Annotated in this window: 9 protein-coding genes and 1 pseudogene; 2 read left to right on the plus strand and 8 right to left on the minus strand. The window is 55.8% G+C overall.

The features are described 5' to 3' along the window. Window position 1: 1 nt before the first annotated feature. The 4 genes from cysG to ATG98_RS15480 form a co-directional block, all read right to left on the minus strand. On the minus strand, window positions 2–1,462 hold the full coding sequence (gene cysG / locus ATG98_RS15465; RefSeq protein ID WP_098423767.1) for a siroheme synthase CysG: 1,461 nt from the start codon (window positions 1,460–1,462) through the stop codon (window positions 2–4). Between the two features lie 24 nt (window positions 1,463–1,486). Continuing rightward, complete coding sequence (locus ATG98_RS15470; RefSeq protein WP_098418022.1) at window positions 1,487–2,110, minus strand: phosphoadenosine phosphosulfate reductase family protein; 624 nt, start codon at window positions 2,108–2,110, stop codon at window positions 1,487–1,489. 80 nt (window positions 2,111–2,190) lie between these two features. Beyond that, window positions 2,191–2,685 (minus strand): DUF934 domain-containing protein, encoded by a 495-nt coding sequence (locus ATG98_RS15475; protein WP_098423769.1) that lies wholly within the window; start codon window positions 2,683–2,685, stop codon window positions 2,191–2,193. Continuing rightward, window positions 2,669–4,336, minus strand: a complete 1,668-nt coding sequence (locus ATG98_RS15480; protein WP_098418023.1) for a nitrite/sulfite reductase — start codon at window positions 4,334–4,336, stop codon at window positions 2,669–2,671. Before ATG98_RS15480 ends, ATG98_RS15475 begins: the two co-directional genes overlap by 17 nt. A 262-nt stretch (window positions 4,337–4,598) precedes the next feature. On the opposite strand from ATG98_RS15480, the gene cysD reads away from it, so the two are divergent. Both cysD and cysN read left to right on the plus strand, forming a co-directional pair. Further along, window positions 4,599–5,516, plus strand: coding sequence for a sulfate adenylyltransferase subunit CysD (gene cysD / locus ATG98_RS15485; protein WP_014870767.1), 918 nt, complete (start codon window positions 4,599–4,601; stop codon window positions 5,514–5,516). After that, window positions 5,516–7,015 (plus strand): annotated as a pseudogene (gene cysN, locus ATG98_RS15490) (sulfate adenylyltransferase subunit CysN); the annotation flags it as partial. The gene cysD and the pseudogene cysN, both read left to right, overlap by 1 nt. Before the next feature lie 196 nt (window positions 7,016–7,211). On the opposite strand, the gene ATG98_RS15495 reads toward cysN, so the two are convergent. The 4 genes from ATG98_RS15495 to ATG98_RS15510 all read right to left on the minus strand — a co-directional run bounded on the left by ATG98_RS15495 (window position 7,212) and on the right by ATG98_RS15510 (window position 13,446). Next, on the minus strand, window positions 7,212–7,790 hold the full coding sequence (locus ATG98_RS15495) for a cob(I)yrinic acid a,c-diamide adenosyltransferase (protein WP_018403503.1): 579 nt from the start codon (window positions 7,788–7,790) through the stop codon (window positions 7,212–7,214). 67 nt (window positions 7,791–7,857) lie between these two features. Beyond that, the gene (locus ATG98_RS15500) at window positions 7,858–8,832 is read right to left on the minus strand and encodes a ketopantoate reductase family protein (protein ID WP_416376601.1); all 975 of its coding nucleotides are present in this window, start codon (window positions 8,830–8,832) and stop codon (window positions 7,858–7,860) included. 118 nt (window positions 8,833–8,950) lie between these two features. After that, window positions 8,951–10,294, minus strand: a complete 1,344-nt coding sequence (iscB, locus tag ATG98_RS15505; RefSeq protein WP_098423774.1) for an RNA-guided endonuclease IscB — start codon at window positions 10,292–10,294, stop codon at window positions 8,951–8,953. A 293-nt stretch (window positions 10,295–10,587) separates the two neighbouring features. Next, window positions 10,588–13,446, minus strand: a complete 2,859-nt coding sequence (locus ATG98_RS15510) for a valine--tRNA ligase (RefSeq protein WP_098423776.1) — start codon at window positions 13,444–13,446, stop codon at window positions 10,588–10,590. Between the last annotated feature and the right edge of the window lie 147 nt (window positions 13,447–13,593).

A 13,593-nucleotide genomic window follows, 5' to 3' on the forward strand; every position in this document is an offset into this window, starting at 1 on the left:
CTCAGGCCACGTTCGCCTCAGTGAACCTGGCCTTGCTGCGCACCATGCCCAAGGCGTGGGTAATATTGTCACTGGGCGCAGTCTCACCAAACCAAGCCAGCTTGTCGTACAGGCGTACTACATTACCCACAATAATCAACGCGGGCGCCGGCAGTTGCGCCTGCTCCTGTTTGGCGGCGATATTGGCCAAAGTGCCAATCAGCACTTTCTGATCGACTGCGGTACCACGGGAAACAATGGCAACCGGTGTATCCGGCGCCCGGCCGTGGGCCATCAGGCCGGCACTGAGTTGCGGCAGTGTGTGCAGCCCCATGTAGAACACGACCGTTTGATTGGGCTGTATCAGTTCTTTGTAATCGAGGGCTTGTTGTCGGTTTTTTAACTGGCCGGTCACAAACTTGACTGACTGGGCATAGCCCCGGTGAGTCAGGGGAATGCCGGCGTAGGTCGAGCAGGCGCTGGCGGCGGTTATGCCCGGTACCACCTGAAACGGTATGCCGTGAGCTTTTAGCTCTTCCAATTCTTCACCGCCGCGTCCGAAAATAAACGGATCACCGCCTTTAAGACGCACCACCCGCCGCCCCAGTTTGGCGTGTTTTACCAGCAGAGCATTAATGTCGTCTTGCGGCACCGTGTGATGATCTCGACGCTTGCCGACGTAAATCAAGTCGGCGTCGCGCCGGCACAAATCCAGCACCCCTGGCGATACCAGATTGTCGTAAAACACCACGTCAGCCTGCTGCATCAGACGCAGCGCCTTAAACGTCAGCAGCTCCGGATCACCCGGGCCAGCACCGACCAGATACACCTCGCCGGTTTTATGGCCAGCGTCGCCCCGGTTGATGGCCGACACCAGCATGGATTCGGCTTCGTCATGGCGACCAGAAAACACCTTTTCGGCAATTTGTCCTTCCAGCACGTTTTCCCAGAATTGACGACGGTCATTCAGCGAATTGAAACGCGCCTTAACCCGATCGCGAAAGCGCCCGACCAAACCACCCAGGCTGCTGTAACCCTTGGGGATCAGGGTTTCCAGGCGAGCCCTTAATAGCCGCGCCAGCACCGGTGACTGCCCGCCGGAGGTAATGCCAATCACAATGGGCGAGCGGTCGACGATGGCTGGAAATATGAAGCTGCATAGCTTGGGCGTATCCACCACGTTGATGGGGATATTTCGCGCTACCGCCTCGGCGTGAACCTGACGGTGCAACTCGGCGTCGTCGGTGGCGGCGACCACCAGGGTTTTCCCCTCCAGCAGGTCGCTGTGATAATCCCCCAAAATGATCTCGTCTCGGTCATCGGTCAGCAGAGCCCGAAGTTCCTCATCGACGGCGTGGGAAATCACAGTCAGGCCAACACCTGCGCGTTTGAGCAGGCGAGCCTTGCGCAGGGCGATATCACCACCGCCCACCAGTAACACCTGGCGATCGTTCAAATTGAAAAACAGTGGTAAAAAATCCATGGCAGCCTCCCGGAATGAGCAGTATCAGAGCTTAGTGTGTAACCCGCACTCGCGGGTTTCCAGCGCTTTGGTGGGGTCGAAATAATCGTGTTCGTCGGGCAACTGGTGCGCGGCCAGGTAGGCATCCAGGTCGGCGCTGGTCAGGTTAAATAAAGGTGCTACTTTCACAATGCCGCTTTTGCTGGTGGAGACGATGTCCAGCGATTGGCGGAAATCGGTTTGGTCTTTGCGGATGGCGTTAAACCACACATCCGGCTTAATTTCTGCCAGGGCCCTGGCGAAGGGTTCCAACTTCACTTGGCGGGTAAATTCCTCGTGGAGCGGCTGGTCAATCTCAGGTATGCCCTGCATCAGCACGTTGCGCCGGGCAGCGGTTTGCTGCGGTATAAACGTGCGCACATTCAGTTTCAGCTGAGCAATCAGTTTTTCTGCAAAACGATAAGTGGCAGAGGTGTTGTAACCCGAATCGATCCATATCACCTGAATGTCCGGCCGGGCTTGAACCGCCATGTGCAGGATCACGGCTTCGTAAGGACCGAAGTTGGTCGTGACGACCGGATTGTGCGCCTGCGTTAAGGCCCACGTTATGATTTCCTGGGGCCGGTTGTTGGCAAGCTGTTGGTTGGCCGTAGCCACATCAAGCGTCATGGTGTCGATGTCCTTTGACTAAAAAAATCAGCGCTGTAAACAGCGACGAATAAAATGTTTGAAGGCGATCAAAGCCGTGTTTAGCGACGAAAAACCGGCCGCGGATCCGCCGTCGTACCCTGATAATTAACGCTAATCTCGGAAAATGCCTGAAGATGATCGGTTTGGAAACTCTCGTCATTGATGGCAAAGGCGTTGAATCCGGAGCTTTGCATTAGCGCCAAGCGATCGCGGGTAACATGGCCAAGAGCTCGAATTTGCCGATTAAAACCGCTACGCACCAACTGGCGGGCGATGCTGAATCCGCGGCCATCGCGAAACGTCGGGAATTCGATGGCAATCAGGTCGAGTTGGCTGTGGTCGGCGTAAAGCGCCGCCAGGTTATCATCACCATTCACAATCACGCCCAGAGGGCTGTTGCGCAGCTGTAGTGCCCCCCGGTTTTGCCGGTACCAAATGAGGGGCACAGCAACAGGCCCATTTTCGGGTAATGGTGATCCCTCGTCGAGAGCCGCCTGGTCCAGTAATTGCCAGGGGTCTTCGGTCACAATGCGCTGGTTAATGAGCAGTGGCATACACGCGTTCCTTAAAAGGTTTGATACCCACACGTAGCACTACCTGCGCAAACGATTCGTCTTCGCGGCGCTGGTCAACGTACACGGCCAGAATTTTTTCCACGGTGAGAGCAACGTCGCTCGCCGGTACCGACCTTCCCAGAATCTTGCCCAGACGCGCGTCTTCTTTGGACGACCCGCCGAGTGAAATCTGATACCAGTCTTCGCCCTTTTTATCCACGCCCAGAATGCCGATGTCGGCGACGTGGTGATGGGCACAGGCGTTGATGCAGCCAGACATGTTCAGTCGGATTTCGCCCAGATCGTACAGATGATCCATATCGTCAAAATGCTGATTAATCTGGTCCGAAATGTTCAACGTGCGGGCGTTGGCGAGAGAGCAAAAATCAAACCCCGGGCACACAATCATGTCGGTCAGCGTGCCAATGTTGGAACGCGCCAGATTGTTCGCCGCCAGCGCCTGCCACACTGTGTAAAGGTCGCCCTCGCGCACATCGGTCAGCACCAAATTCTGGTGGTGGGTGGCGCGAGTTTCGCCAAAGCTATAACGATCAGCCAGGTCTGCAACCGCATCCATCTGGCTGTCGGTGATGTCGCCAGGGGCTTCCAGATACGGTTTCAGCGAAACAATGGCAATGCGGTAACCGTCGACCCGGTGAGCCAGAGTGTTGTGGCGGTACCAGGCGTTGAACTCAATGTCGGTTGCCAGTGAATGACTTAAAGACGCATGGGCGTCGGCGCTGGCGGCGTTGGCATCGTAATCAGGCAGGGTGAAAAACGATTTGGCACGGGCAATTTCGGCATCGGTGAGTGTCAACTCGCCATCGCGGATGTGGGCCCATTCCTCCTCGACCAGGCGGCGGAATTCGTCGGGGCCCAGAGCTTCCACCAGAATCTTGATGCGCGCCTTATACTTGTTGTCGCGGCGGCCCTTGAGGTTGTACACCCGCAAGATAGCGTCCAGATACGACAACAGATGCTGTTTGGGCAGGAACTTACGAATACTCTTGCCGATGATGGGCGTGCGGCCCAGCCCTCCGCCGACCAGCACTTCAAAGCCTATTTCGCCATCGGCGTTTTGCGCCATTTGCAGGCCAATATCGTGCACCTGAGAGGCTGCGCGGTCTTCCGTTGCGCCGGTGACGGCAATTTTGAATTTCCGCGGCAGGTAAGCAAATTCTGGATGCAGGGTGGACCACTGGCGGATAATTTCGCAGTAGGGGCGCGGATCTTCAAGTTCGTTTTCCGCTACACCGGCGTAGGGATCGGTGGTGGTGTTACGAATGCAATTGCCCGAGGTTTGAATGGCGTGCATCTGCACCTGCGCCAGTTCCGCCAGAATATCGGGTACCGCAGCTAACTCTGGCCAGTTGAACTGAATGTTGGTGCGAGTGGTGAAGTGGCCATAGCCGCGGTCGTAAGTGCGGGCAACGTGAGCCAATTTGCGCATCTGGGTTGACGATAAAAGTCCGTAAGGGACAGCCACACGCAGCATGGGAGCCTGGCGCTGAATGTAAAGGCCGTTCATCAGCCGCAGCGCAGAAAATTCATCCTCCGGCAGTTCGCCGTTCAGAAACCGGCGGGTCTGGTCGCGAAATTGCTCCACCCGTTCGTCGACCAGTGTCTGGTCAATCTGATTGTACTGATACATGACTGTTTCACCGCCTTGTGTAAATTTCTACAGCAATCATACGCAATGCTCTTTATTCTTTATAATGATATTTATTGATTTTGATATTCATATATCGAATATTAAGGGTTACCTCGGTAAAACTTTCATTATTCTAAAAAAGAATAAATAAACGTTTATTTATTCTTTTAAAATCTTATTTTCCTTTGTAATACTGCTTGGCACATTCGGCCGGTGGTATCCGCTGGCCTTCTAAACCGTTGATTTACGCAGGCCGCCGTTAATGACTTCTTTGCCAGAACGCCGTCTTACCCACCTGAAGCAGCTGGAGGCTGAAAGCATCCAGATTATTCGTGAAGTCGCTGCGGAGTTTGACAATCCGGTGATGCTGTACTCGGTGGGAAAAGACTCGGCGGTCATGCTTCACCTTGCCCGCAAAGCGTTTTTTCCGGGCACCCCGCCGTTTCCACTGTTGCACGTAGACACCACCTGGAAATTCCGTGAAATGATCGAATTTCGCGACCGCATGGCCGCGCAGTCGGGCATGGAACTGCTGGTGCACATCAACCAGGAGGGCGTAGACATGGGGGTCGGGCCTTTTTCCCACGGCTCGGCCACGCATACCGACATAATGAAAACCCAGAGCCTGAAGCAGGCGTTGAACAAGTATGGCTTTGACGCTGCTTTCGGCGGTGCCCGCCGTGATGAAGAAAAATCCCGCGCCAAAGAGCGGGTGTTCTCATTCCGCGATAAGCATCACCGCTGGGACCCGAAAAATCAGCGGCCGGAGCTGTGGAATCTGTTTAACACCCGCATCAACAAGGGCGAAAGCATTCGCGTATTTCCGCTGTCTAATTGGACAGAACTGGATATCTGGCAATACATCTTTCTGGAAAGCATTCCGATTGTGCCTTTGTACTTTGCAGCCCTGCGGCCAGTGGTTACCCGCGATGGCATGATGATCATGGTGGACGACGAGCGCCTGCCTCTGAACCCGGGCGAAGAGCCGGAACTGCGTAAGGTCAGGTTCCGCACTCTGGGCTGTTACCCGTTAACCGGAGCGGTGGATTCCGAGGCCGATACGTTGCAGGACATTATTCAGGAAATGCTGCTAACACGAACCTCCGAGCGCCAGGGGCGGGCGATAGATCGCGATGGAGCAGGCTCTATGGAAAAGAAAAAAATGGAAGGATACTTTTAATGAGCCACCAGTCTGACTTGATTGCCGATGATATCGAAGCCTACCTGCACCAGCACGAAAACAAGGAACTGCTGCGCTTTCTGACGTGCGGCAGCGTAGACGACGGCAAATCTACCCTGATTGGACGGCTGCTGCACGACTCCAAAATGATTTATGAAGACCAACTGGAGGCGCTCCACAACGACAGCGCACGGGTGGGTAATGCTGGTGACGAGCTTGATTTGGCGTTGCTGGTGGACGGCTTGCAGGCCGAGCGCGAGCAGGGCATCACCATTGATGTGGCCTATCGTTATTTCTCGACCGCTCGGCGTAAATTCATCATCGCCGACACCCCGGGCCACGAACAGTACACTCGCAATATGGCCACCGGCGCCTCCACCTGCGACCTGGCCATTATTTTGATTGACGCCCGCCACGGCGTGCAGGTGCAAACCCGTCGCCACAGTTTCATTGTGTCGCTGCTGGGACTGAAGCATACGGTAGTGGCCATCAACAAAATGGATTTAGTAGATTACAGCGAGGAGCGCTACGAGCAGATCAAGGCTGATTATTCGGCGTTTGCCAGTCAGCTGGACTTGCCAGACATCCAGTTTGTGCCTTTGTCGGCGCTAAAAGGCGACAACGTGGTTAATCGTTCAGAGTTCATGCCCTGGTATCGGGGGCAAGCGCTGATGGAAACTCTGGAAAGTGTGGAGATTGTTCGCGATCAGAATTTCGACACGCTGCGTTTTCCGGTGCAGTACGTGAACCGCCCCAACAGGGACTTCCGCGGTTACTGCGGCACCCTGACCGCTGGGGTGGTTCGCCCGGGTGACGACGTAACGGTGTTGCCGTCCGGTAAGTCATCAAGGGTGAAATCCATCGTGACCTACGACGGCGAGCTGAGCGAAGCCTTCCCGCCTATGTCGGTGACGTTGACGCTGGAAGATCAGATTGATATTTCCCGTGGCGACATTCTGGTGCACAGCAAACAGATACCGCAAACGACGGACCGCTTTGATGCCACGTTGGTGTGGATGGCCGAGCAGCCGCTGGTACAGGGAAAAACCTACGACATAAAACTGTTGACCGGCCGCGTGGCTGGAGCCGTGACCGCCGTTCGCCATCGAGTGGATGTAAACTCGTTACACAAGACCGAGGCCAATACTCTGGCGCTGAACGAAATCGGTCTTTGCGAACTGACACTGGAACAGCCTGTGTTGGCGGATAACTACAAAGAATTTCGCAGCACCGGGTCGTTTATTGTGGTGGATCGCCTAACCCACACCACAGTGGCAGCGGGTATGATTCTGCCCGGCTCGCAGCAACAAGGCTACACGCTGCACCAGAGCGCACAGGTGACCACAGCGCAAAAAGCCCGACGCTTTGGCCAGCAAGCCGCGGTGATATACATAAAAGGCGAGGCGAACGCCGCCCGCACGCTGGTTCATACCCTGGAAAAAGTGCTGTTTGATGACGGCCGCGCCGTCGCAACGCTGCACCATGACAACCTGCAATACAGTGAAAGCTTCAAAGCACTGCTGGCTCTGGCACTTAAAGCCAACGGCCTGCTGGTGCTGACCGATACCGACACTGGCCACAGCGATCTGACTCTAATCCTGGCGGATTTGCCCGAGCAGGCCGGGCAAGTTGCAGCTGCACTAGAGCAGCTGCGCGAGCACAAAATCCTGTAAAGGAGGTGCTGTTTTTAGAGTGCTATTTCTGCGGGGGCAGTTCATCGCGGCTGGCTTTTTTCTGCTCCCACAAAATTTCCTCCGCGCCCTCGCGCCGTGCCAGCACCCGTGAGGCGACAAACAAAAGGTCAGACAAGCGATTCAGGTACTGCCGCGCCAGCGGGTTAATGGAGTCCTCGTGGCTTAGCGCCACTACAACACGCTCGGCACGGCGGCACACGGCGCGGGCCATGTGGCACTGAGCTGCGGCTGGGCTGCCACCGGGCAGAATAAAGTTCTTCAACGGCGGCAGTGATTCGTTCCACTCATCCAACAAGCCTTCTAGCCAGCTGATGTGCTGCTCGCTGATCACAACGCTACCCGGAATCGCAAACTCACCACCCAGGTCAAACAGGTGATGCTGAATGCGGCGCATGGGCTCAAACAGCGCGTCATCGCTGTCTAGCATCTCAACCAGTAGGCCCATGTGACAGTTCAGTTCATCCGCCGTACCCATGGCTTCAACGCGCTGGGCGCTCTTGGCAATGCGGTTACCATCGGCCAGACCGGTAGAGCCATCGTCTCCGGTGCGGGTGTAGATTTTTGACAGGCGGTTGCCCATGGAATTCTCCTGATTGGTTAAAACGCTAGCCTAGTTGGTTGAAATGCTAGCCCGATTGGTTGAAATTCTAAAGAGCTTGTACTCGCTGAACCAGCATTTGGTTTACCGGTGTGGCAATCCCGTGGCGCTGCCCGCACTGCACAAGGTAGCCATTAATAAAATCGATCTCGGTTTTACGCCTTGCGTTTACATCCGCACGCATCGACGAAGTATTACTGGCCGTGCTTTTCGCGATCGCTTCAATTCGCTCCCGCAGCGCTTGCGGGGTAGCACGCTCACCGGTATCGGCCTGCAGTAAAGCAGCGATTTCAATGCATAACTCGTCAATCGTCTGTCGATACAGCGGTGCGTCCACTATGGCGCCATTCGGGCAGTCCAGCAGTGCGGTAAACGCATTAATTCCGGCGTTGACCACCAGCTTTTGCCACAGCCGCTGCACAATACTGTTTTCGGTATGCACCTGTAATCCAGATTGTGCCAGCTGCTGAACCACCAATTCAGTATAGTCAGAAGCAGAGTCGGTAAGCGGGCCCACCCAGGTATCCCCGGTGCCGGCATGCACCAACACATCCGGCTCTGGTCGATTCGCCCCCTCTGTAGTGCTAGCCGCCAAAATCGGTCGATCCGGCCAGCGCTCGACCACTGCCTGCTGACTGCCCAAACCGTTCTGGAAAAGAACAACCGGCGTGTCTTTAGCGATATACGGCAGCCAGCTCTCCAGAGCCGAAAGCGTATCCCCGGCTTTGGTGGTAACAAGCAGTAAAGTGATGTCAGTAACCGAACGAAACCAAGGCAGAGAAATACGAGATCGCGTCGGCCCAGGCACAGATTCCGGCGAAGCCGTCAGGAAGGCCTTCCCGAAACCTTGTGCAGCCATGGATGGCGGAGCAGAGCGTACAAGGACGTATTCACAGCGTGTTTCGGGAAGGCCTTCCTGACGACTGAAGCTCCTCCCAAGCTCAAGTTCGGAACTATCCCCCGAGAGCCGAGGCAAAAACCCACAATGCGAAGACGGCAAAAGGGCGGCCCATAGCCGCCCCATTGAACCCGCTCCAAGAATGGCGATCTGCCCGCCATCCCCGAAACGCTTAACGCCCACATTCATCATTTTGCGCGGGATACCCCGTCCTTCAGGTCGGGGAGGGAGTGCGCGTCGTGCGTCAGCGCGACTCGTGTTCCCTGTCTCCCTCCTCCTTGGGTTGGTTGGGTTGGATGTGATAGCCGTAGCCATCCGCTCGCTGGGTTAAAACACAGTGGCGATGAGATATTCCTTGAATAGCACCACTACTTGTCTGGATATTGAAGCTGCCGGTTTTACGAACCGCCACACGACCCAACCAGGTGCCGGCTTTCGTGCCTGTTGGCACAACGGCTCGCACCATGTCGCCGGTCTGAAAACCTTGGACTTTCTTCTGGCGTATCAGATAGCCACGAGGGAAACCGTATCTTGTGAGTCTGGTACGCTGATAGCTGCCACGTCCGGTGGCTTTGATCTCCAAGGTTGGAACGTTCCAGCCCTCTACGATCTCAACTTCTCCGACGCAAGCCGCATCCAGCGCGTGTGTCTTAGGAATGTTCAGTCGCCGACGATTGAACTTGGTGCGGCCGCCGGTACCCACTTCAACCTTCAGGTCCGTTTTCCTCAGGGTCTGATACAGCGCCCACCGGGTTGAATTAACCGCGGAGGCGTCCCTTAAGGGCTTTTTGCACTGTTTTAGAATGCGATCCAGTCTGGCCTGGTGGTTTTTCAGCCGCTTGGACGATGCAAAGAAATCAGCAAGTGGCTGCCTGCCTTTCTCCTGATTGCATGGCCGGCACGCCAATGTCAGGTTGCTGATCCGGTTCGAGCCACCGTTGGCTTTTGGGTCGATATGCTCAATTTGAAGAGGGGTGTCTTTACCGGTGCAGTAAGCGCATTCGCGGCCCCACTTCTCCAGAAGGTATTCGCGGACCTCGTAGCCGAGCAAGGTGCCCTGCTGATATTCGACACCGCTGACTTCCGGGTTTTCCATCTTTTGCGTATCAAACCGAACCAGTTCCTGGCTGATAGATTCAACCGGCACCAAAGATCGAAGCCGATTCACCAAGCTTTTCGTGGTATCCACCCGGTGTTGCAGGCTCGGGGCCAGCCAGCCCCTGGGCTTGGTTCGATTCAGGAATCTGGGTGCCCGGTACCTGAGCTGGCTGCGACGACGCCGGCGAAACGCCCGACGTTGCTCCAGAGACTTGCTGATCTGGCGACCGCGATGAGCCAACTCCATTAACGCCAGAACGTGTTGCTTCTGGCCGCTTTCTCGAACCACTGCAATCCCGGTGGTTTTGCTGCCGGGATCGATCTTGATACGGACCGGCTGTACGATGCCACCGGTACGGTCTTTCAGCCGGATCGTAAACGGATACGCACGCACCACCAAGGCTCGACCACGGCCGAGCAGAAGCCGTGAGCGCTTTTCCGAGCACGGCATTAGTGGTTGCTTGCGTCTATCCAGTACGAAGACCGACATCGTTTTCCTTTCAATGAATGCCCTTACGGGCCTTGTGACGCGAATCTTGCAATTCGTCTCCCCTCGGGAATGTCTACCACCGGCTCCCGCTTGAGCGGCGACCGGAACCTTCGGCGCTTTACCTTTCGCCAGCGTGATCCCAGTCTTCCAGAGCGCCGAACTGAGGAAGCATTCGGCGGTGGGTCTTAGCGACCTGTGATAAACGTAGCGGGTTGGTGTCCGCTTTCCCTGGTCAACCTGGCTTGCAGGGTGTTTTCTACAAGCTCCGTCCTTTAGGGCGGGGTAGTTGACGCCTACATGGCCTCAATGTCAGCACGCTGCTGCTGCAGTCGAGCCGCGTTGCTCTGGAACTCGGTCAGCTTTTCCTGCTCCTTGGCAACAACCTCCGCCGGTGCCTTGGCGGTAAACTTCTCATTGCCCAGCTTGCCTTCCAGCCGGCCAATCTCTTTGCCCAGACGCTCCAGCCCCTTATCCAGGCGCTTAAGCTCTGCATCCTTGTCAATCAGACCGGCCATGGGCACCAGCACTTCCATATCGCCTAACAGTTGCGTGGCGCACATAGGTGCATTATCACCCTCAAACCATTCCAGGCTCTCAAGCTTGGCCAGCGAACTCAGGAACTGACGGTTCTCATTCATCCTGCGCTGGCCGTCTGCACTATTGCCACGGAACAGAACAGGAATCTTCTTCGCCGGAGAAATATTCATCTCACCGCGAATATTACGCACCGCCACAATCACGCCTTTCAGCCATTCAATATCGGCAACTGCCTGAGCATCCTGGCGGCTGTTATCAGCCTGCGGGAACGGCTGCAGCATAATGCTGTCACCGGATTTGCCTGCCAGCGGCGCGATACGCTGCCAAATTTCCTCGGTAATGAACGGCATGATCGGGTGCGCCAGGCGCAAAACGGTTTCCAGCACACGCACCAGTGTACGGCGGGTGCCACGTTTGGCTTCGGCGCTGGCGCTGGCGCTGTCGTCACTCAGTGAAGGCTTCGACAGCTCCAGATACCAGTCGCAGTATTCGTTCCAGATAAATTCGTACAACGCCTGTGAGGCCAGATCAAAGCGGTATTGGTCCAAATGGCGGGCTACATCCTGTTCGCACTGCTGCAAAGCGCTGATAATCCAGCGATCAGCCAGTGACAGTTCTACCGGTTCGCCGTTCACGCCGCAGTCTTCGCCTTCCGTGTTCATCAGCACGTAACGGGCGGCGTTCCACAGCTTGTTGCAGAAGTTGCGGTAGCCTTCCAGACGCTTCATGTCCCAATTGATGTCACGACCGGTGGTGGCCATGGCCGCCAGGGTGAAACGCAGGGCGTCGGTACCGTGGGCTGAGATACCTTCAGGGAATTCCTTTTCGGTCTGCTTGGCGATTTTCTTGGCCAGCTTGGGCTGCATCAGATTGCCTGTGCGCTTTTCCAGCAAGGGCGCCAGGTCGATGCCGTCAATCATGTCCAGCGGATCAATCACGTTGCCCTTAGATTTAGACATTTTTTCGCCGTTTTCGTCGCGGATCAGACCGGTAACGTAAACGGTTTTGAACGGAACCTGGGGTGTGCCGTCTTCATTTTTCATAAAGTGCGTGGTCATCATGATCATCCGCGCAACCCAGAAGAAAATGATGTCAAAGCCTGTTACCAGAACGTCTGTCGGATGAAAAGTTTTCAGACGCTCGGTGATTTCCGGCCAGCCCAAAGTGCCAAATGTCCAAAGGGCAGAGCTGAACCAGGTGTCCAGAACGTCGTCGTCCTGTTTTAGCGAAAAATCGGCTGCCAGACCGTGCTTACGGCGTACTTCGTCTTCACTGCGGCCAACATAGATATTGCCCTTGGCGTCGTACCAGGCCGGAATCCGGTGACCCCACCACAGCTGGCGGGAAATACACCAATCTTGAATGTCGCGCATCCAGGAGAAGTACATGTTCTCGTATTGCTTGGGCACGAACTGGATGCGGCCTTCTTCAACCGCTTCAATGGCCGGCTTGGCCAGAGTTTTGGCATCGGCAAACCATTGATCCGTCAGCATGGGCTCGATGATCAGGCCGGAACGGTCCCCACGGGGCACGCTCAATACGTGGTCTTCCACCAGCTGAACCAGGCCAGCAGCATCCATATCGGCCACAATCTGCTTGCGCGCGTCTTCCCGGGTCAGCCCGGTGTAGGCGGCGGGCAGCGAAGCGTCCAGATCGGTATTTTCAGTGCCGTCGCTGTTAAATATTTCCGCTTGCTGGCGGATGTTAGCGTCCTGAGTCAGCACGTTCATCATCGGCAGATTGTTGCGCTTGCCCACGGCATAGTCGTTAAAGTCGTGCGCCGGGGTAATCTTCACGCAACCGGAGCCCTTTTCCGGGTCGGCGTGGTGGTCGGCTATCACCGGAATACGGCGATTCACCAGCGGCAGCATCACGAATTTGCCAATCAGGTGCTGATAGCGCTCGTCGTCCGGATGAACGGCGACGGCAGTATCGCCCAGCATGGTTTCCGGGCGGGTGGTGGCGACTACCAGGTAATCTTTTCCATCCTGCGTGGTGGCACCGTCAGCCAGCGGATAGCGCAGGTGCCAGAAGTAACCTTTCTCTTCTTTGTTTTCCACTTCCAGATCGGAAATCGCGGTGTGCAGCTTCGTATCCCAGTTCACCAGGCGCTTGCCGCGGTACACCAGGCCGTCTTCGTACAGGCGGATAAACACTTCCTGCACGGCTTTGTAGAAGCCGTCGTCCATCGTAAAGCGCTCGGTGTCCCAGTCCACCGAGTTACCCAGCCGGCGCATCTGCCCGGTAATGGTGCCGCCAGACTCTTCCTTCCACTCCCAGATACGCTTGATGAACTCTTCGCGGCCCAGATCGTGGCGTGTTTTGCCTTCTTCCGTCGCCAGTTTGCGCTCAACGACCATTTGAGTAGCAATACCGGCGTGGTCACTGCCTACCTGCCACAAAGTGTTGCGACCCTGCATGCGCTTGTAGCGGGTTAGGGTGTCCATAATAGTGTGCTGAAAAGCATGGCCCATGTGCAGGCTGCCGGTAACGTTCGGCGGCGGGATGGCGATGCTGTAAGACTCGCCTTCACCGCTGGGGCGGAAGTAGCCTTTAGATTCCCAGTTGTCGTACCACTGGCGCTCGATTTTTTCTGGCTGGTAGGTTTTTTCCATGGGTTTTTCTGGTGACCGTATTGGTGAATTCTAGGGGAGATTTTAGACGCACAACTATACATGGTCGTCGGTGGTCGGGCCATGAGAGCGCTTAGACTGGCATATCTGAAGAAGACCGCAAAAACATCTATTGCAAGGTTTTGGAGC

The organism is Marinobacter sp. LV10R520-4, from assembly GCF_002563815.1.
Taxonomy (GTDB): Bacteria; Pseudomonadota; Gammaproteobacteria; order Pseudomonadales; family Oleiphilaceae; genus Marinobacter.

Excerpts from the sequence above, each read along its gene's own strand:
- ATG98_RS15470 (WP_098418022.1), bottom strand. The coding sequence starts at position 2,110 with ATGACGCTTGATGTGGCTACGGCCAACCAACAGCTTGCCAACAACCGG.
- ATG98_RS15480 (WP_098418023.1), bottom strand. The coding sequence starts at position 4,336 with ATGTATCAGTACAATCAGATTGACCAGACACTGGTCGACGAACGGGTG.
- cysD (WP_014870767.1), top strand. The coding sequence starts at position 4,599 with ATGACTTCTTTGCCAGAACGCCGTCTTACCCACCTGAAGCAGCTGGAG.
- ATG98_RS15510 (WP_098423776.1), bottom strand. The coding sequence starts at position 13,446 with ATGGAAAAAACCTACCAGCCAGAAAAAATCGAGCGCCAGTGGTACGAC.
- iscB (WP_098423774.1), bottom strand. The coding sequence starts at position 10,294 with ATGTCGGTCTTCGTACTGGATAGACGCAAGCAACCACTAATGCCGTGC.
- ATG98_RS15475 (WP_098423769.1), bottom strand. The coding sequence starts at position 2,685 with ATGCCACTGCTCATTAACCAGCGCATTGTGACCGAAGACCCCTGGCAA.
- ATG98_RS15500 (WP_416376601.1), bottom strand. The coding sequence starts at position 8,832 with ATGGGGCGGCTATGGGCCGCCCTTTTGCCGTCTTCGCATTGTGGGTTT.
- ATG98_RS15495 (WP_018403503.1), bottom strand. The coding sequence starts at position 7,790 with ATGGGCAACCGCCTGTCAAAAATCTACACCCGCACCGGAGACGATGGC.
- cysG (WP_098423767.1), bottom strand. The coding sequence starts at position 1,462 with ATGGATTTTTTACCACTGTTTTTCAATTTGAACGATCGCCAGGTGTTA.